General features: G+C 35.5%; 21 protein-coding genes. 9 read left to right on the top strand and 12 right to left on the bottom strand.

Going from position 1 to position 17925, the window contains the following annotated elements; all coding sequences use genetic code 11:
• The first annotated feature begins 7 nt into the window (after positions 1-7).
• From I7X29_RS01990 to I7X29_RS02025, 8 genes are all read left to right on the top strand, one after another.
• A complete protein-coding gene (locus I7X29_RS01990) occupies positions 8-1864 on the top strand; it encodes an SLC13 family permease (RefSeq protein WP_088594279.1) in 1857 nt (618 codons plus the stop codon).
• A gap of 40 nt (positions 1865-1904) precedes the next feature.
• On the top strand, positions 1905-2171 hold the full coding sequence (locus I7X29_RS01995; protein WP_198472606.1) for a DUF6722 family protein: 267 nt from the start codon (positions 1905-1907) through the stop codon (positions 2169-2171).
• Positions 2172-2191: 20 nt separating this feature from the next.
• Positions 2192-3346: a cysteine desulfurase family protein gene (locus tag I7X29_RS02000; RefSeq protein ID WP_198472607.1), complete on the top strand. Its 1155-nt coding sequence runs from the start codon at positions 2192-2194 to the stop codon at positions 3344-3346.
• A 126-nt stretch (positions 3347-3472) separates the two neighbouring features.
• Positions 3473-5293: a DUF349 domain-containing protein gene (locus tag I7X29_RS02005; protein WP_198472608.1), complete on the top strand. Its 1821-nt coding sequence runs from the start codon at positions 3473-3475 to the stop codon at positions 5291-5293.
• Positions 5294-5301: 8 nt separating this feature from the next.
• Positions 5302-5883, top strand: a complete 582-nt coding sequence (locus tag I7X29_RS02010; RefSeq protein ID WP_198472609.1) for a non-canonical purine NTP diphosphatase — start codon at positions 5302-5304, stop codon at positions 5881-5883.
• Positions 5884-5890: 7 nt separating this feature from the next.
• The gene (locus tag I7X29_RS02015) at positions 5891-6571 is read left to right on the top strand and encodes an ABC transporter ATP-binding protein (RefSeq protein WP_009751145.1); all 681 of its coding nucleotides are present in this window, start codon (positions 5891-5893) and stop codon (positions 6569-6571) included.
• Between the two features lies 1 nt (position 6572).
• A complete protein-coding gene (locus I7X29_RS02020) occupies positions 6573-7427 on the top strand; it encodes a glycosyltransferase (RefSeq protein WP_198472610.1) in 855 nt (284 codons plus the stop codon).
• On the top strand, positions 7428-8135 hold the full coding sequence (locus I7X29_RS02025) for an SAM-dependent methyltransferase (protein WP_198472611.1): 708 nt from the start codon (positions 7428-7430) through the stop codon (positions 8133-8135).
• Here the strand turns inward: I7X29_RS02025 and rsmG are convergent.
• Positions 8132-8749 carry a 16S rRNA (guanine(527)-N(7))-methyltransferase RsmG gene (gene rsmG / locus I7X29_RS02030; RefSeq protein WP_198472612.1) on the bottom strand — a complete coding sequence of 206 codons (618 nt, stop codon included), beginning with the start codon at positions 8747-8749 and terminating at the stop codon, positions 8132-8134. The two genes, I7X29_RS02025 and rsmG, sit on opposite strands and share 4 nt — an antisense overlap.
• Before the next feature lie 46 nt (positions 8750-8795).
• On the opposite strand from rsmG, the gene I7X29_RS02035 reads away from it, so the two are divergent.
• Entirely contained in the window at positions 8796-9761 is a 966-nt protein-coding gene (locus I7X29_RS02035) for a DUF4421 family protein (protein ID WP_225883642.1), read from the top strand.
• On the opposite strand, the gene I7X29_RS02040 is transcribed toward I7X29_RS02035, so the two are convergent.
• The 11 genes from I7X29_RS02040 to I7X29_RS02090 all read right to left on the bottom strand — a co-directional run bounded on the left by I7X29_RS02040 (position 9709) and on the right by I7X29_RS02090 (position 17716).
• Entirely contained in the window at positions 9709-10860 is a 1152-nt protein-coding gene (locus I7X29_RS02040) for a class I SAM-dependent methyltransferase (protein ID WP_198472614.1), read from the bottom strand. The two genes, I7X29_RS02035 and I7X29_RS02040, sit on opposite strands and share 53 nt — an antisense overlap.
• A 31-nt stretch (positions 10861-10891) precedes the next feature.
• Positions 10892-11980, bottom strand: a complete 1089-nt coding sequence (corA, locus tag I7X29_RS02045) for a magnesium/cobalt transporter CorA (protein ID WP_198472615.1) — start codon at positions 11978-11980, stop codon at positions 10892-10894.
• A 236-nt stretch (positions 11981-12216) separates the two neighbouring features.
• On the bottom strand, positions 12217-12846 hold the full coding sequence (locus I7X29_RS02050) for a class I SAM-dependent methyltransferase (protein WP_198472616.1): 630 nt from the start codon (positions 12844-12846) through the stop codon (positions 12217-12219).
• A gap of 15 nt (positions 12847-12861) precedes the next feature.
• Entirely contained in the window at positions 12862-13149 is a 288-nt protein-coding gene (locus I7X29_RS02055; RefSeq protein ID WP_198472617.1) for a YciI family protein, read from the bottom strand.
• Between the two features lie 33 nt (positions 13150-13182).
• Positions 13183-13863, bottom strand: a complete 681-nt coding sequence (locus tag I7X29_RS02060; protein WP_198472618.1) for an SDR family NAD(P)-dependent oxidoreductase — start codon at positions 13861-13863, stop codon at positions 13183-13185.
• Between the two features lie 13 nt (positions 13864-13876).
• Positions 13877-14323: a hypothetical protein gene (locus I7X29_RS02065; RefSeq protein ID WP_198472619.1), complete on the bottom strand. Its 447-nt coding sequence runs from the start codon at positions 14321-14323 to the stop codon at positions 13877-13879.
• 23 nt (positions 14324-14346) lie between these two features.
• Positions 14347-14700, bottom strand: coding sequence for a VOC family protein (locus I7X29_RS02070; RefSeq protein ID WP_198472620.1), 354 nt, complete (start codon positions 14698-14700; stop codon positions 14347-14349).
• A 53-nt stretch (positions 14701-14753) separates the two neighbouring features.
• Complete coding sequence (locus I7X29_RS02075) at positions 14754-16229, bottom strand: SLC13 family permease (RefSeq protein WP_111973264.1); 1476 nt, start codon at positions 16227-16229, stop codon at positions 14754-14756.
• 165 nt (positions 16230-16394) lie between these two features.
• Entirely contained in the window at positions 16395-16673 is a 279-nt protein-coding gene (locus I7X29_RS02080; protein WP_009750494.1) for a SemiSWEET family transporter, read from the bottom strand.
• A gap of 81 nt (positions 16674-16754) precedes the next feature.
• A complete protein-coding gene (locus tag I7X29_RS02085; protein WP_009750493.1) occupies positions 16755-17276 on the bottom strand; it encodes a hypothetical protein in 522 nt (173 codons plus the stop codon).
• The gene (locus I7X29_RS02090; protein ID WP_009419748.1) at positions 17273-17716 is read right to left on the bottom strand and encodes a hypothetical protein; all 444 of its coding nucleotides are present in this window, start codon (positions 17714-17716) and stop codon (positions 17273-17275) included. Before I7X29_RS02090 ends, I7X29_RS02085 begins: the two co-directional genes overlap by 4 nt.
• Positions 17717-17925: the final 209 nt, after the last annotated feature.

Here is a 17925-nt window from a genome sequence, read left to right on the forward strand (position 1 = left end):
ATTTGTTATGTACACAACACTCATCATTCTCTTTATATCAGCCTTGTTTTTTATGAGCGGTAAAGTCCGTTCCGATTTGGTAGCAATGTGTGCCTTAGTGCTTTTAGTACTTTTTGGTATCCTTACACCCGAACAAGCCTTGTCAGGTTTTTCGGATAAAGTAGTGGTGATGATGATAGGGCTTTTTGTAGTAGGAGGTGCTATCTTCCAAACGGGATTGGCAAAGATGATGAGCAGTAAAATCTTGCGTTTAGCAGGTAATAGTGAGGTGAAGCTCCTTGTTCTGGTGATGCTTGTTACAGCTTTTATTGGAGCTTTTGTAAGTAATACAGGCACAGTAGCCTTGATGATGCCTATTATTGTGAGTATGGCGATGAGTGGTAATATCAATAGTAGTAGATTGCTGATGCCTATGGCTTTTGCCAGTAGTATGGGCGGTATGATGACGCTCATCGGTACACCTCCTAACTTAGTAATCGATGGAGAGTTAGTGAAAAATGGCTATGACAAACTCACTTTTTTCTCATTCACCCCTGTAGGATTGATATGTTTATTAGTTGGGATGTTAATATTGATACCTATTACTAAAATCTTTTTAACTAAGAAAGGAGAAGGAGGAAGTGACAAAGGCAAGGGAGGAAAATCTCTGAGTGACTTAGTAGGTGAATATCAATTATCTAAGAACTTATATCGCGTATTGGTAAGCGAAAACACTTTATTCAAAGGAAAGACACTTAAAGAAATAAACCTTTCACAACGTTATCATATTTCAGTATTAGAAATTAGGCGCAAGCCTACTTCTAATAACCCTTTCTTTAAAACAGGTAATCAGGAGGTTGTAAATGCTGATACTGTAATTTATGAAGGAGATATTCTTTATTTACGAGGTGATTTTGAGTCAATTGAACAAATGAATACCGAAAATCATTTGGACTTCCTTGATACACACCATCCTGAACAACGCTTACCTAATGAATTACACTTTCACGATATAGGGATAGCTGAAGTGTTGATAATGCCCGCTTCTAAATTAGTAAATACTCGTGTTAGTGATAGCAAACTGCGTGAGCACTTTGGGCTTAATATCTTAGGTATTCAACGTAAGGATACCTATATTTTACAAAACTTGAAAGACGAAAAGATGCACGCAGGTGATATATTATTAGTACAAGGAACTTGGGATCATATAGCCAAGTTAGATGCCGAAAGAAGTCAGTTAGTAGTATTAGGTCAACCTCTTGCCGAAGCATCGAAAGTAACCCTCACTCATAAAGCTCCTATAGCAGCCTTGATAATGGTAGCAATGGTAGTAGCGATGATGTTCGATTTTATTCCTATAGCTCCTGTAACAGCTGTGCTTATAGCCTCTCTTCTAATGGTTATTTCAGGAGCTTTACGCAATATCGAAGCAGCTTACAAAACAATTAACTGGGAGAGTATTGTGCTTATAGCAGGTATGTTGCCAATGGCATTAGCCTTAGAAAAAACAGGAGTATCTGCTTTAGTGTCTAATGCATTAGTAGGAAGTTTAGGCGATAAAAGTCCATATATACTATTAGCAGGGGTATATTTCACCACTTCATTAATGACGATGTTTATTAGTAATACAGCCACAGCAGTTCTTTTAGCACCTATTGCTATGAAAACAGCTTTATCGTTAGGTTTACAACCTCAAGCATTTATGTTTGCAGTAGCTGTAGGAGCGAGTATGTGTTTTGCTTCACCATTTTCTACTCCACCCAATGCTTTAGTAATGTCGGCAGGACGTTATACATTTTCCGATTATGTAAAAGTAGGCTTACCGTTACAAATTATTATGGGGATTGTAATGGTATTTGTTTTACCACTATTATTTCCATTTTGATAAAAAGTTGTATCTTTGCCGAAAATTTTAAAAATAAAGAATGAAAAAAAGAATTTCAGATTTTTTGTTAGATGTTTCTAAATACGTATTTGCAGGCTTGTTAATAGCTCCATTATTTAACTCTTCTTTTATGTGTAATGAAGCTTGCTGGTGTGCTTTTACAGTCGCTATATTAGCTTTTATAGTAGGACTTTTCCTTTCTAAACAGAAAAAAGGATTAGGAAATAAAAATAACAACAACCGCAATAAAAATTATCGCAAAAATAATAATAACAACAGGAATAATACTACTTCCAACAAAGCATAACAATTTCTCCTTCAAAAACTATGAAAGTCTATTTTGATAATGCGGCTACTACTTCCCTTTATCCTGAGGTTGTAGAAAAGATAACAGAAGTATTGAATACTACTTATGGTAATCCATCATCTACTCACGCCTTAGGGCGTGGTGCAAAATCACTTATTGAATATAGTCGCAAGCAAATAGCGAAAGAACTAAAAGCTTTACCCTCTGAAATTATTTTTACTTCAGGGGGTACTGAAGCTGATAATTTTATTCTTCACAGTTGCATACGTGATTTACACGTACAAGTAGTTATTTCTTCACTTATAGAACATCACGCTGTACTACATACTTTAGAGGTATTAGCTAAGGAATACCCTATACAAATAGTTTATGTGAATCTTACGGAAAGAGGAGAGATAGATCTTCAACATTTAGAAAACTTACTCGAACAATATATTGGAAAAAAAGTATTAGTAAGTTTGATGCATCTAAACAATGAAATAGGGAATATTTTACCTTTAAAAAAGGTTGCTACACTTTGCAAAGAAAAAGGGGCCTATTTTCATTCTGATACAGTACAATCTGTAGGACATTATCCTATTAACTTACAAGAGATTCCTGTAGATTTTATCACAGCTTCAGCTCATAAGTTTCACGGACCTAAAGGAGTGGGATTTGCTTTTATCAGAAAAGGTATAGCTTTACACGGCAGTATTATTGGAGGAGAACAAGAAAAAGGTTTGCGCGCAGGTACAGAAGCTGTACATAATATAGCAGGTATGGAAGTAGCTTTTAGCTTGTGTTATAAGAAATTAGAAGAGAATACTGAAAAACTCAAAAACTTGAAACAATATTTTATACATCAACTCAAACATCATTTTCCTGAGATAGTATTCAACGGGACATCAGAGAGTTTAGAGGAAAGTAGTTATGCTATAGTGAATGTAGGCTTTCCTACATTACAACAGCAAGATAACACTTTGCTTTTTCAGTTAGATCTAAAAGGTATTGCCTGCTCAAAAGGAAGTGCTTGTCAAAGTGGTAGCGTACAAGTTTCACACGTATTATCGGCTTTTATGCCAAAAGAAGCACTACAATATCCTTCGTTGCGCTTCTCATTTTCAGCATTTAATACAATAGAAGAAGTAGATTTTTTTATAGAGAATCTTAAAGAAATCTCCCTTAATAAATACTGATAATAAACTACTTATGTTTATTATAGAGAATAAAAGTGAAAATATTTTCAAAAAAAAGTAGGTATTTCAAAATATTGTTGTAATTTAGTAGCGTTTTTAAACAATAGTTGTATTTAAATCTTAGATATGTCAGAGGAAAAAAACACATTAGCCATAGAGGACAATCGTTTAGAAGAAGCTTCATTTGTAAATTATGAAGCAATGTCTCTTAGTGAATTGACTAAAGAGTTGAAAGAACTGCTCCTTACCGAGAAAACTCAAGCTATCAAAAAACAAGTGGATGCTATCCGCTATGAATTTGATAAAAAGTACGATGCGCTGGTAGAAGAGAAAAGAGAAGAGTTTATTGCCGATGGAGGTGAACCTCATAACTTTTCTTATGAAATTCCTATCTATAAGGAGTTCTATACAGCTTTCAATAACTATCGTGAAAAGCGCAATCAGTACTACAAGGAAATGGAAAAAACTCATAAGGAAAACCTTGTTAAGCGCCGAGAAATTATAGAAGAGCTAAAGAACCTTATCAATACAGAGGAACACATAGGCACAACTTTTAAACAATTCCAGCAATTGCAAGAACGCTGGCGCAAAGCAGGAGCTGTTTCTAACGCCGATTATGAAGACTTGTGGAATACCTACCATCACCACGTAGAAAATTTCTATGACTATATCCACCTAAGTAAAGATTTACGTGATATTGACTTCAAACGCAATTTGGAAGAAAAATTAAAAATCATTCAACGAGCTGAAGCTCTCGCTCAAGATGATGTAGATGCACTACTTGCCTCACGTGAGCTACAAGTGCTACATCGTATTTGGAAGGAAGAAATAGGCCCCGTGGATAAAGAACACCGCGAGAGTTTATGGCAACGTTTCAGCGAACTGACAAAAAAAATACACGACAAACGCCAATATTACCTCAAAAATTTAGATAAAATATATGAGGAAAATGCTGTGAAAAAACAAAGCATTATTGAACGTATTAAAAAATTAGGAGAAAAAGAACCTACTACACATAATGCTTGGAAGCAACTCTCTAAACAAGTAGAAGAATTGCGCCAAAACTTCCTAAATGTAGGAAAAGTACCTTTGCAACAAGCTGATGAAGTGTGGAAAAGCTTCAATGTAGCTTTGCGAAGCTTCAACAAAAAGAAAAACCAGTTCTACAAAGTTCTTAAAAAAGAACAACAAGAAAATTTGACAAAAAAACTAGCCTTAGTAGAAATAGCTAAAGCAAACCAAAATAGCACTGACTGGGAAACTACTACTGAATTGATGAAAAATATTCAGAAAGAGTGGAAAGAAATAGGAAGTGTACCTCTTAGAAATACCGAAAAAATTTGGAAAGAGTTCAAAAAGGCTTGTGACACCTATTTTACTCATTTGGCAGAAGCAATCCAACATTCTAAGAATAAAGAAAATAATGCTCTTGAGCAAAAGAAAGCTTTCTTGGACAAACTGAAAGAATACCAATTAAGCACTGATAGAGATAGGGAAATAGAAACCTTACAAAATTTTGTGAATGAATGGAATGCTTTAGGAACTACTCATCATTCTAAGAGAACTATCGATATCAAATTCCATAAAATAATCGATGCATTGTACAAAAAACTCAATTTTGATAAACAAGAAATTGAGATTATTAAGTACAACAATAAATTGGAACGACTTATCAATGATGATAATGAGAATTCTCTCAACAATGAGGTGATTTTTGTAAAACGTCGTATTGAGGAACTCAAATCGGAAGTATTACAATTGGAAAATAATTTAGCTTTCTTTGGTAATATTGATGAGAAGAATCCATTGGTACGTGATGTGATTAAGAACATCAATAATCAAAAAGAGGCTCTTAAAACGTGGGAAAATAAACTTCGAGAACTGAAACATTTACAAAAAACACAATTAGCTGAAACGGCTGAAGAAAATACAGAAGAAAAGGAATAGTTTTAGTTGTGAAATTAGTATTTGCTACCCATAACCAGCATAAATTAAGGGAAATACAAGCCCTTTTACCTCCAAACATTCAATTGTTGAGTTTGGATGATATTAGCTGTAATGAGGATATTCCTGAAACAGCTACTACCATTGAGGACAATGCCTTACTAAAAGCACAATACGTTCAAAAACAGTATCACTGTAATGTTTTTGCTGATGATACAGGGTTAGAAGTTCAAGCATTAAATAATGCTCCAGGGGTATATTCAGCACGTTATGCAGGTGAACACAAAAGCGATGTGGATAATGTGCAATTGCTTTTGAAAAATATGGAGGGAATCTCTCGTCGAGAAGCTCAATTTAAAACTGTTATAGCCTTGTGCTTAGAAGGTGTTGTATATACTTTTGAGGGTATTGCAAAAGGAAATATAAGCACAACTCCTATAGGAACTAATGGTTTTGGATATGACCCTATATTTATTCCTGAAAACTCTGATAAAACTTTTGCTGAACTCACTCAAGACGAAAAAAATCGTATCAGTCACCGTGGAAAAGCTTTTGGAAAGTTGTTAGATTTTTTAAATCAAAAAATTCAGTAAGGAAAAGATGAGTTTATTAGAAATTAAAAATATCAAACGCGATTTTAGATTAGGTTCTGAAATTCTACACGTACTAAAAGGTATCAACCTTTCCATAGAAAAAGGAGAGTATGTTGCTCTAATGGGACCATCAGGATCAGGAAAATCTACCTTAATGAATATCTTAGGCTGCTTAGATACTCCCACTTCTGGTGAATATATCTTAAATGGAAAGGATGTAAGCAAGATGAGTGATTCAGAGTTAGCTGATATACGCAATAAAGAAATAGGTTTCGTATTTCAAACTTTTAATTTGATGCCACGCACTACAGCTTTAGATAATGTGGCTCTCCCAATGGTATACGCTGGTGTTAAGAAAGAAAAACGACACGAGCGAGCTAAAGAAGTATTGAAATTAGTAGGCTTAGATAATCGTATGCTTCACAAACCTAATGAGTTATCAGGAGGACAACGCCAAAGAGTGGCTGTCGCACGTGCTTTGGTGAATCACCCTTCTATTATTTTAGCAGATGAACCTACAGGAAATCTCGACTCTAAAACTTCTTATGAAATAATGAACCTTTTTGACGAAATCTACCAAAAAGGAAATACCGTTATCTTGGTTACTCACGAGGAAGATATTGCACGGTATGCTAAGCGTATTATCCGATTAAAAGACGGACTTATAGAAACCGATAGTGCTAAGTAAAATGAATATCGGAATTGTTATCCCTGCTTATAATGAGGCAGAAAGCATTGGTAGTACTCTACATTCTCTGCTCAATCAAACTTATCCTCCTTTTCAAATTATAGTAGTAGATGATGGTTCTACTGATAACACTGCTGAGGTAGTAAATTACATTGCTTCTGAGTATCCTATAGTACAATTAGTACAACGTGGTGAAAAAGGAGAACACTTACCTGGAGCTAAAGTTGTACAAACTTTTAACTATGGACTTTCTTATCTAAAAGAAGACATAGAAGTGATTTGTAAATTTGATGCTGACCTTATTTTTCCCAATAATTATCTTGAAGTAATGAACCAAGAATATAGCAAAAATCCTCAGTTAGGAATGTTTGGAGGCTTTTGTTATATTGAGAAAAATAACTTGTGGGTACTTGAAAATCTCACAAATAAAGACCATTTGAGAGGTGCTGTAAAATCATATCGGAAAGCGTGTTTTGAAGCCATAGGAGGATTAAAAATGGCAATGGGGTGGGATACAGCTGATGAGTTGTTAGCACGTTATCACGGATGGATAGTACAAACTGACGATACTCTTCACGTAAAACATCTTCGTCCTACAGGGGCAGGTTATAAAAGCAATGCCCGTTATTTACAAGGAAGCGTATTTTATCGTATGCGATATGGTGTACTTCTCACATTATTTGCTGCAATAAAATTAGCTGTAAAGAAACGTAGTGGCAAACTTTTCTTAGATTATTGCAAAGGTTTTTACAAAGCAAAACAAGAAAAACAACCTTACTTACTCTCTGCAGAAGAAGGTAAATGGATAAGGCAATATCGTTGGAAAGGAATTTTTAGCAAATTTTATAACAGATAAATGGAACAAACAAAAGGAAATATATACTTAATCCCGAATTTGTTGGGAGATAGCGCTCTTGATGTATTACCAGCACAAGTGAGCAATATACTCAGTTCACTTACTTATTTTGTAGTGGAAAATGAAAAATCAGCAAGAAAGTTTATCAAACTGATGGTACCAGATAAAAAACAAGCTGATTTACAAATTGCTGTAATTGATAAGCACCAGCGTAATAGTGATTTTAGTAACTTTCTCGCTCCTTGTATGGAAGGAAATTCTATAGGTATTATCTCGGAAGCTGGTTGTCCTGGTATTGCCGATCCCGGTGCTGATATAGTACGTATAGCTCATCAAAAAGGATTAAAGGTTATCCCGTTAGTAGGTCCTTCTTCACTTTTATTAGCAATGATGGCAAGCGGACTCAATGGACAAAATTTTACTTTCAATGGCTATTTACCTATTGATAAACAAGAACGCAAGAAAATACTGAAAGCCCTAGAACGCAAAGCAAGTGAAGGACAGTCTCAACTATTTATAGAAACTCCTTATCGTAACCAACAAATGTTTAATGACCTTATGGATAACTTACAAGCTGATACTCTTTTATGTATAGCTTGTGATCTTACACTTCCTACTGAAGAAATCAAAACACACCCTATACATCTTTGGAGAAAAGTAAATATTGATATACAAAAACGACCTACAATCTTTATAATAGGGGCTTAAAAAGGTAAATACACTATTTTCTTAGTCTCGAAGAAAGGTTCATCGTAATAACTACTGATATCAGTCAGTTCTGCCTTAGGGGAAGGTGCTAACTCCTCAGTAAGGTCACCGCCTTTTAAGTAAAGGATACCATTAGGGAGGTCGTTTTTAGAAGTCTTCTTGAACTTTCCTTTTACCCAAGGTACAAAGTCCTTCATTTGAGTAACGGCACGACTTACTACAAAGTCGTAAGTATCTTTTAGTTCTTCGGCTCTTATCTGCATAGCCGTTACATTGGTGAGCCTTAAAGCTTTTACTACTTCTTGTACTACTTTTATTTTCTTTCCGATAGAATCGACCAATGTAAACTGACAGTTAGGGAACATTATAGCCAAAGGTATGCCAGGGAAACCTCCACCAGTGCCGACATCTAATAGTACTGTGCCATCAACGAACTGAATGTGCTTAGCAATAGCCAAGCTATGCAACACGTGTCGCTCGTAGAAATCGTCTATATCTTTGCGCGAGATGACGTTTATTTGAGCATTCCACTTTTCGTACAGCGGTTTGAGCTTTGCAAATTGTTGTTGTTGCAACTCACTAAGTGAGGGAAAGTATTTGAGTATGATTTTCATAGTTGCTAAAAATGTATTACTTTTGCACTCGTTTTTATATATTATAATGAATTTACGAGCCTTATTATTGATATTTTTGTGGGGAGGTTGCCTTTCGTTCTTTGCACAAGAGCGCGATACTACCTACATTCAACCTTATCCGCAAGAAATATGGCTCAGAGCATATACTCCTACCAAAATGCTCATACTTACGCAAGGGAAAGAGGTTTATTCACCCAACTCCCCATTTAGTTTAGGAGTTGGAATAGGTTTGCGCAAGATATTAGGACTTAACGTACTTTATGCACAGAACTTATTCCGACTAAAAAATGAAACAAATCTAAAAACTCGCAGTATTGATATACAAGCACATAAATACGGTAAACGCATTCTTATAGATGCTTATTATCAAGACTATACAGGATTTTATATCGATAGAGGTAAAGGGAATTACACCCTCTTCCCTACCCTTTCTACCCAACAAATAGGTGTAGAAAGCACTTACGTATGGCGTGCTGACAAGTTTTCGGCACGAGCTGCCTTTGAGCAAAGCGAACTCCAAGTGAAATCAGCAGGAAGTTTGCTTTTTGGCAGTGGTTTCTATTGGCATCGCATAGAGCCTGATGCTAAAACAGAGAATGTGAGTAGCGAGGCTTTTGAGAATTTCCAAATAGGTTTTCACGTGGGCTATGGCTATTCGTGGGTAGCTGGCAAACACTGGTTACTTACAGGGGCGTTTATCGGTGGGCTGAATTTTGGTAACCAAATGGACATACTGCAACAGCTGAACATTAAGGTTTATCCTACTTCTGTGACGCGCTTTTCGTTTGTATATCTGAAAGATGATTGGACTGTAGCCTTATCGGGAATTTTTAATAACAAGTCAGTTTATCCTACGGATAGCAAACCTATTCGCTTGATTACTCACAGTGTACAACTATCGTTTACTAAGCATTTCTACCTCAAAAGAAAAAACTTTCTCACTCGATTACCTTCCCTAAAAGTACGACCAACCCCTCAACGGAACGGGTAAAGATAAGATATTCATTACCACCTTCCACGATACGGTATTTCCTTTTAATTTCTGCTACCGATAACGGATAGTTTTTAGAGAGAATACAATATTTACTACCTTTTTTTAACTCTTTAAGATTGATAGGAGTTACCTGCAAAACACGTCCGGCAAAGGGCTTTTTTAGCTGCTCGGAAGTGTATAGATGGGTATTTACGTCCAACTTCTCTACCTCAAAATACTGCGTTATATAATTAAAAGCTCCTGATTTCAACAAAGCATTATTAGGAATATACAAGTATTGTTTAGGCGCACTATACACCACTTGAGAACTATGCAACGCTTCTTCTGTAAATTGCAAAATAGGCTCTTCAGTCTCCAAATTCACACAATGTATTTGTACTTGTGTTTCTTTTTTAGGTTCTTGTACTACCAATACCTCCTTTACTTCATTGCGCAAGGCTACCAAATGAATATGTGTTACCTTGGATAGCGTATGCAACAGATAACTAATGTCTATCATAGGTGATAGTTTGGTAAGCACTTTATCTGCCTTTTGCAATAGTACAGACTGTAACTCTAAGATATTAGGTGAGAGGTCTTCTAAGAGAAACTTCTTTTGTTTGAGTGCGTCTCTACGAGCAGGATCAAGATAAATAAGGTTGTAATGTGCTGTTGTTGCTTTCAAAAAAGCTTCTGCGCTTCCATTTATAAATGTAGCCTTTCGCCCTAATACCTGCCAATTATGTTTTACTTTGCTCAGAAGTTCCTTATTTTGTTCTACCAACGTAACTTCTTTAAACTTCTCTGAAAGAAAAAATGCATCAATACCGAACCCACAAGTAAGGTCTAAAAAACATTCTCCGTGTAAGCCTTGTGCCTTATATTGAGCGGTTGCCTCGGAGGAGGTTTGCTCTAAATTAAGTGTTGGGGGAAACAATATACCTCCCGCAGTAAGCAAAAAAGGGAGTTTTTTAGCTGCTGTACGTCTGCCTTCAATCTGTTGTACTAATTCTTTGTTAGAAATGCCATTAAACACAGTTTTTTTGAGGAGCAATGTTGTAGTTGTCCCCTCGTATTCCCTGATAAAGCGTTGTACATTCTCGTCTAACAAATTCATAGCGCGCAAAGATAGTGCATTTTTACAAAAATCAAAGCCATTTTTTGCGTTTGAAGTAGAAAATCATTGTTACTGAAATACCTATCATCACCAACCATACTAACGGATATGCCCACCATACTTCTAATTCAGGCATATACTTGAAATTCATACCGTATACCCCCACAATAAAAGTGAGCGGAATAAAAATAGTAGAAATAAGGGTGAGCAAGCGCATAATGTTGTTCATCTTGTTACTCATTGCCCCCATATAGGTGTCAGTAAGTCCCCATAAAATATCGCGGTAGGTACTGAGTGTTTCGACAATTTGCACCGTGTGGTCGTGGAGGTCACGAAAATAATGCTTAGTATCGATGTCGATAAGATGATGAGGGGTTTTCTCTATCTTGTTTACTACCTCACGCGAGGGCGTAATTGATTTCTGCAAAAAGATAGCACTCTTTCTCAGCAACTGGATTTCGGAAATCATATCTTCACGAGGGTGAATAATAATATCATCTTCAATGGTCTCAATCTTATCGCTTACTTTATCCAAAATCACAAAATAGTTGTCTACAATAGCATCTAAGAGTCCGAATAGCAAATAGTCAGCGGGGCGTTTGCGTAGACTGCTATCGGCGTTTTGCAAACGTTTGCGTACGGGGTCAAACACGTCTTCGTCTTCACTTTCTTGAAAAGTGATGAGGTAATTTTTGCCTAATAATAATGCTAAGTGCTCTGAAATAAGTTGCTTATCTTTGCCGTAGTACAGCATTTTAATGATCACGAGAATATGTTCATCAAGGATTTCTACTTTCGGACGGTGTTCGGTATCGAGTACGTCTTCCAAAAATAGGTTATCTAAATGAGTATAAGCACCTAACTTTTTTACTTCCTCGATATTGTTTAAGCCGTTTACATTCACCCACGTGATACGGCTATCGATTATAAATTTAAGGGCTTCCTCAGCCGAAGAAACTTTCTTTACCTCACAAGAATGCTCGTTATAGGCAAAGACTTCTATATTGAGAGGCTTCTCTTTATTACCGAAATACACCAGACTACCGGCAGGCAAACCTACCTTTTTGGAGCGATTTGTCTTGCGTTTCCTTCTGGTAGTAGAGACTATATTTTTACTCATATATAATTATTATATTAAAATATTGGTTATTAATATTTTATTAAAACATTTTAAAGCTAAAGTATAAGTATCATAACAAAAACGAAAGCGTTAGTAAGCGTAATAAATACTTGTTGCTTTTGTTTAAATTAGTGGTTAATATACTGATTATTAGATTATTTTCACATTTATATACATAGTAAGTAGATACTTTATAAAATACATATTAAATAAAAAGTTTATATTTTTATTATAAGTTACTTATATTCAGTAGCTATTAATTCATAAAGCACCCAACCTTGCATTCTTTCTTCTTGTATTAAGGATAGTCCTACTGAGTTTAAAAATTGACTAAAATCTTCTGTCCTTTTTAGCTTAGGAAGGTAATAACTAATCTTTGCATATTCACAAGCAATGAGAAAAATACCTTTGTCTGAGAGTATGCGTTTGACTTCCAAAAAAGCCTCTTTGAGTTCTTGCCAATGGAAGTGTGTTTGAAAAGCAGTTATCAAATCAAAAGTTTTATCGCCAAATGAGCTATGCTGAATGTCCTCTAACTGAAAGATAGCCCTTGTATGAAGCTTCTTTGCTTCCTTAATAGCGATTTCGGATATTTCAATTCCCCAAACTTCACTATGAGGGAAATATTCAGTGAGCAGGACAGTTGATTTGCCATTTCCTACTCCTATATCTAATATTTTTCGTGGAGCTTCTGACGGTTTATAAAATCCTAATGCCCATTGTACCATTGGTATATAAACGCGATTAAAAAGTCTCATCATTATTACACCTACAAAACCCGAAGGCTTTTTAGACTGCTGAATTAGGTAATAAAGCAGGAGTATTAAGATTGAGAAAGTAAGGGCTGTTAGAAAAATAATTTTCACTTGTTAATTGTGGTTTTAAGAGAGTACCTTACCGAACTCTTCAGAGAATTTGGTAGGAGTAAACTCAATGACCTGGTAGGTTGCTATTTGGTGCTGATAAAAAGGGTCTTGGGCAATGATAGCTTCTACCTCTCCCCTACTACCGCCCTTGCACAAAATTATACCACCTACACGAGGCACTTGTGCTCCTGAAGCAACAAAATGTCCTGAAGCATAATGCTTATCTAAATAAGCGCGATGTGCTTCTAAATGTTTTTCAACCTCTGAAAGGTCTTTTTGATACGTTAAAATAATGATGTACATATTTTAGTTATTAGTCGTTAGTTTTTAATTGTTTTATGGAGTTGTATTGGCTACTTGTACTACTTTTCCATTGAATACCTTACTACCATTAACGGCAAAATCGGCAATGTAGCGTGCCATTTGCTGTGGGGTGATATTAGCTTTATAATCAGGGAAGGCTTCAGTGAGCATTTCGGTCTGTACCGCACCTAAGGCTAAAGTATTGAAAACGATACCGCGCTCTTTGTATTCTTCGGCTAAGAGCTCCGATAAGGTAATAAGAGCACCTTTAGAGGAACTATACGCTGCCAAACCGCCAAACTTCAAACTCCCTTGTATGCCTCCCATACTGCTGATACTTACCACGTGCGAGCCATTCCTCATAAAAGGCAATACTTTCTGAGTGAGTTGTGCCACTCCGAACACATTCACCTTATACACTTCTAAAAAGTCAGTTTCAGTAAGTTGTTCAAAGGGTTTGTTAATAAGTTTCCCTGCGTTATGAATCAAGATATCTACCTTTTGCCATTGCTCTTTTACAAACTGCGCTACGGCTTCTCTATCTGTAGCTAAGGTAATGTCAAAAGGAAAACAATGTACTTTGGGTAATTTTAGTGCTTCTATGGGAGCTGTGTGCCGTGAAAGAGCTAAGATATTGTGTCCTTGCGATGCCAACTGTTGTACCAGTTCAAAGCCTATCCCTCGGCTGGTACCTGTGATGATAATGTTCTTCATTTTTTAATTTTTCTTACTTCTTATTTGTAAGGTATGCTAATTCATTATATTTTTTGTATTGAGCAGATTGCTTTATAATTACTTCCAAACTTTCATTATTTATTGTTTTTATTGGTTGTAAGTTCTCATCCAATAAAGTATAATCTTTTGCTTTGAAAAAAGATAATAACTGATAAAGTATTTTATTGTAATCACTTCTGAAATCTATTCTCAAAGAAACTGAAGTAACTCTATCTTCTCTATCAAAAAATACTTCCAAACAGTTAGAATCAGTATTGCCATATATATCTAAATTCTTACTCCAAGATTTAGTCTTTGGCAGAAAAGAGTTCACCTGCATAAAATCTTCTTTATGAATATTAGCGTGTTCCCATAATTCATATTCAAACTCCTCATTAGATATATCTTTCAATATATATTGATTAGGTATGATCGTAAATTGATATTGCCAAAGTGCCATAATTTATTACTTCTAGAGAGATTTTATTTTTCTGCTTTGTAATCCGTAAAACCTAATACATTTCCTGATGGGTCTAAAAACTCAATCGCCCAACCCGTTCTGATAGGAAACGGCGGACTTAAAAATGATATACCCTTTCCTTGCAACTCATCATATATTTGTTTTACGTCGTCCACTTCCAACCAAATTGTTGGTTTGGTATTGGGAAATTTCGTCTTATCTTTCAAAATAATGGCAGGTTCTTCATCTCCCATATTGAAAGCTATCATTCCTATCTCTGAAAAATCAAACTTGATTTTCAGATTTAAAACTTCTGCAAAAAATTGTTTACTTTCTTCAAAATTTTCTGCAGGAAGAAAAAAGTTGTCGTAATTCATAATTCATTTTTTTATCTAACATATATACAAGTAAGATAATGATGTTTTTCATATTATCCTAAGAGATGTGTTTCTCCTACAACATACAAAACAAGGTACCCTATCACCATACTGATAAGCCCTACGATAAGCCCCATTTTTAGCATATCGTTTTGTTTTACTAAGCCTGTAGAGTACGCAATGGCATTTGGAGGAGTAGAAATAGGCAAACACATTGCTGATGATGCTGCCAAAGCTATCCCAATAAGCACTGTAGAGGTACCCCCTATTGCGCTTAGGTTTTCTCCCATTCCTTGACAAATAGTTACCAAAATAGGAATTAACAAGGCTGCCGCAGCAGTATTGGAAATAAAGTTGCTGAGAAGATAACAAATAAGTCCTGAGGCAATCAATACTATTATAGGCGACCACGACCCAAATGGAATAGTATCAATAGCAAGTTCGGCTAAGCCCGATTCATTGATACCTAAACCTAAAGCGAAACCTCCTGCTACCATCCAAATAACACTCCAATTGATGGACTGTAGGTCTTTGGCGGTAATCACGCCTGTTGCTGCAAAAATACCCATAGGCACTAAGGCAACGGTATTGGCATCAATACCCGTTAGTTCACTGGGGAGTAGCCATAAAAGAATGGTAACGATAAAAGTGCCACTTACTACCCACATACGCCAACCTTGGTGTACTTTTCCTAGAATATGTAAGTTAATTGTTTTTTGAGTAAAAGGGAAGAATTTTAATATAAGTCGCCACGAGATGAAGAGTAACAAAAGTACCAATGGGAACATAAACGACATCCATTCGCCAAAATCAACGCCCATATTCAGTCCTTTTGGGTCATTAAGAGCTTGTAGAGCAATAGCGTTAGGGGGTGTACCAATAGGGGTAGCCATACCGCCCAAGTTAGCAGCAATCGGGATACTCATCGTGAGTGCGGTACGTCCTTTGCCACTTGCAGGCAATGCTGCAAAAACAGGTGTAAGGAAAGTGAGCATCATAGCTGCCGTAGCAGTATTGCTCACAAACATTGAGAAAATACCCGTAATGAGCAGGAAACCCAATAACACATTCTCGCTTTTATTCCCAAACGGACGTATCAAATTCTTGGCAAGCAAGACGTCTAACCCCGATTTGGTGGCGGCAATAGCCAAGAAAAAACCACCTAAAAAGAGTATAATTACAGGGTTGGCAAAGGTAGCCATAATCTCTTTACTGCTGAGTAGTTTTCCGAAAATCTCGTTCTCTTCTCCTTTAAAGAAGAACAGACTGTGGTTAGAAACCGTTAAACACATTAGGGTGATGATACCCAGCGAAGTAGCCCACGAAGGGATAGCCTCACTAATCCACATAAGAGTGGCAAACACAAAAATAGCGATAATTCGCTGATGTACCACCGTTAGTCCGCTAATATGAAACACCTCAGTAGGTAAATTCCACACTACAGCGGTTACAATCACTATACATATCAAAGCGATAAGGTGTTTTTTTTCAAAGTGATTGGTCATTACATTTTCTAATTCTTTAGACATAATATTTTGGTAAGTTTAAAAAGTTATTTGCTATTTAACAAACGAATGACAAAGGTATAAAAAAAGAATAATCCACCAAAGAAAAACGATAGTTTTTTATTGATGGATTTATTTATATTTTACTTTCTTTGTTTTAATTGAAATATATCCTATAACTCAATGTATTTAAAGAGAAGTAATAAAAGTTAAAAATCCTAAAACCACTCCTACAAAATTGGGAATAATGAGAATATAATCTGGCTTAGGTTCTTTTGTCCAGCCATACACCACCCAGATAAGACAAGACCCTGCTGCAAACAATGGTTGCCAAGGTTGCGCTTTATGCCCCTCTAAGTTTGCTATAATTTGAGGAATATAGGCTATAAATACCATTACTCCTATAAAGGCTCCAATAGAACCTATGAATAAGTTAATTTTTTGCTTAATATTTCTTTTTTTGTTCATAATAATATGGTTTTCTGCAAAGATATAGATAATTTATGCATTTTACAAAAAACATCAAAAATAATTAGAAAAATTTTCGTTTTACACTCCCCATAATGCTTGTTGTAATCGCTGAATTTGAGTATCTTCTATGTTATCCAAAATAGCTAAAGTATCTCTTGGAATAAAAATACATTTTTCCAAAAGGCTTTTCAGTAAGTTTTCCAATGCCAAAGTATATTCTTGATAAGTAATAAGCTCTTTTATCTGTTCAATAAATGATAAAACTAGTGAATCGGTTAAGAAATCATTGGTAAGTTGCTTTATAAACAAGTTAGTTGTGTAAGAAAGTATACTGATAGGTTCGCAAATACTAATTCCTAATTTCTCTTGAATGAGAGCTTCTACTTCTTCTTTGGTTTTTTCCCATTCTTCTCCTTCTCCCATAAGCCGTAACTCATTGATAACCTCCCACAGCTCATTTGTGGTATTATAGTCTCTGAAGTCTTTGCATATAAAATTGGAAGTATAATCTCCTACTTTTTTAGCATTATAGCCTTCTTTCCAAAGGGCTTGTAAGCCTTGAATGTAATAGACAATTGCTTTTATCTCTTCTAAAGTCATTTTATTACACTTAGTTTTTCAGGTTCATTAATAGGAATTCTTAGTCGTAAGCCAAGTTCAGAACGAGCGATTATATGGTTTGTATCCTCAAAATAGGCTTCCTTAAAATACTCGCTATTATCCAAAAACAAAAACCATAAAAGTTCCCCATTTTCTTTATTGATAATGTAAATAAAACCATCTCCTTCCCAACTACATTCACCTCCATAAATTTTATATTGGGCATTCTCTACCATAATTTTCGGATAGAGATTAGAGACATAATCCTCTTCGTTATAAGAAAAATAACTATCTAAGGACGATTTACACAAAATTCTTAGGTGATACTTCTCTTTAATCCATTGTCCCTCCAAAACAAGCATATCACCATTAGGGTAAGTAATAGATTTGATAATAGGATAAGTGTAATTTTCAAGAATGTTTTTGATACGTGGATGCATATTACATTTATTTTTTTAGTACATTTTATGGTTACTAAAATCCAATGACAAAGATACAGAAAAAAGTATCATATACAAAGATATTTTGGGATATCTTTTATGATGAACAAATTCATAACAATTATACAAACATACTTAGCATAGAGTTTCACCGAATAATAAATGAAAGAAGAACGAACCTACAGTGGGTCTACAGTGGGTCTATAGTG

Source organism: Capnocytophaga periodontitidis (assembly GCF_016126015.1).
Taxonomy (GTDB): Bacteria; Bacteroidota; Bacteroidia; order Flavobacteriales; family Flavobacteriaceae; genus Capnocytophaga; species Capnocytophaga periodontitidis.

What these genes read in the sequence shown, in the direction of transcription:
- I7X29_RS02075 (WP_111973264.1), bottom strand. Translation starts at nt 16,229, where the DNA reads ATGTCTAAAGAATTAGAAAATGTAATGACCAATCACTTTGAAAAAAAA.
- I7X29_RS02005 (WP_198472608.1), top strand. Translation starts at nt 3,473, where the DNA reads ATGTCAGAGGAAAAAAACACATTAGCCATAGAGGACAATCGTTTAGAA.
- I7X29_RS02055 (WP_198472617.1), bottom strand. Translation starts at nt 13,149, where the DNA reads ATGTACATCATTATTTTAACGTATCAAAAAGACCTTTCAGAGGTTGAA.
- I7X29_RS02020 (WP_198472610.1), top strand. Translation starts at nt 6,573, where the DNA reads ATGAATATCGGAATTGTTATCCCTGCTTATAATGAGGCAGAAAGCATT.
- I7X29_RS02060 (WP_198472618.1), bottom strand. Translation starts at nt 13,863, where the DNA reads ATGAAGAACATTATCATCACAGGTACCAGCCGAGGGATAGGCTTTGAA.
- I7X29_RS02090 (WP_009419748.1), bottom strand. Translation starts at nt 17,716, where the DNA reads ATGCATCCACGTATCAAAAACATTCTTGAAAATTACACTTATCCTATT.
- I7X29_RS01990 (WP_088594279.1), top strand. Translation starts at nt 8, where the DNA reads ATGTACACAACACTCATCATTCTCTTTATATCAGCCTTGTTTTTTATG.
- I7X29_RS01995 (WP_198472606.1), top strand. Translation starts at nt 1,905, where the DNA reads ATGAAAAAAAGAATTTCAGATTTTTTGTTAGATGTTTCTAAATACGTA.
- I7X29_RS02070 (WP_198472620.1), bottom strand. Translation starts at nt 14,700, where the DNA reads ATGAATTACGACAACTTTTTTCTTCCTGCAGAAAATTTTGAAGAAAGT.
- I7X29_RS02080 (WP_009750494.1), bottom strand. Translation starts at nt 16,673, where the DNA reads ATGAACAAAAAAAGAAATATTAAGCAAAAAATTAACTTATTCATAGGT.
- rsmG (WP_198472612.1), bottom strand. Translation starts at nt 8,749, where the DNA reads ATGAAAATCATACTCAAATACTTTCCCTCACTTAGTGAGTTGCAACAA.
- corA (WP_198472615.1), bottom strand. Translation starts at nt 11,980, where the DNA reads ATGAGTAAAAATATAGTCTCTACTACCAGAAGGAAACGCAAGACAAAT.
- I7X29_RS02035 (WP_225883642.1), top strand. Translation starts at nt 8,796, where the DNA reads ATGAATTTACGAGCCTTATTATTGATATTTTTGTGGGGAGGTTGCCTT.
- I7X29_RS02015 (WP_009751145.1), top strand. Translation starts at nt 5,891, where the DNA reads ATGAGTTTATTAGAAATTAAAAATATCAAACGCGATTTTAGATTAGGT.
- I7X29_RS02085 (WP_009750493.1), bottom strand. Translation starts at nt 17,276, where the DNA reads ATGACTTTAGAAGAGATAAAAGCAATTGTCTATTACATTCAAGGCTTA.
- I7X29_RS02040 (WP_198472614.1), bottom strand. Translation starts at nt 10,860, where the DNA reads ATGAATTTGTTAGACGAGAATGTACAACGCTTTATCAGGGAATACGAG.
- I7X29_RS02025 (WP_198472611.1), top strand. Translation starts at nt 7,428, where the DNA reads ATGGAACAAACAAAAGGAAATATATACTTAATCCCGAATTTGTTGGGA.
- I7X29_RS02065 (WP_198472619.1), bottom strand. Translation starts at nt 14,323, where the DNA reads ATGGCACTTTGGCAATATCAATTTACGATCATACCTAATCAATATATA.
- I7X29_RS02000 (WP_198472607.1), top strand. Translation starts at nt 2,192, where the DNA reads ATGAAAGTCTATTTTGATAATGCGGCTACTACTTCCCTTTATCCTGAG.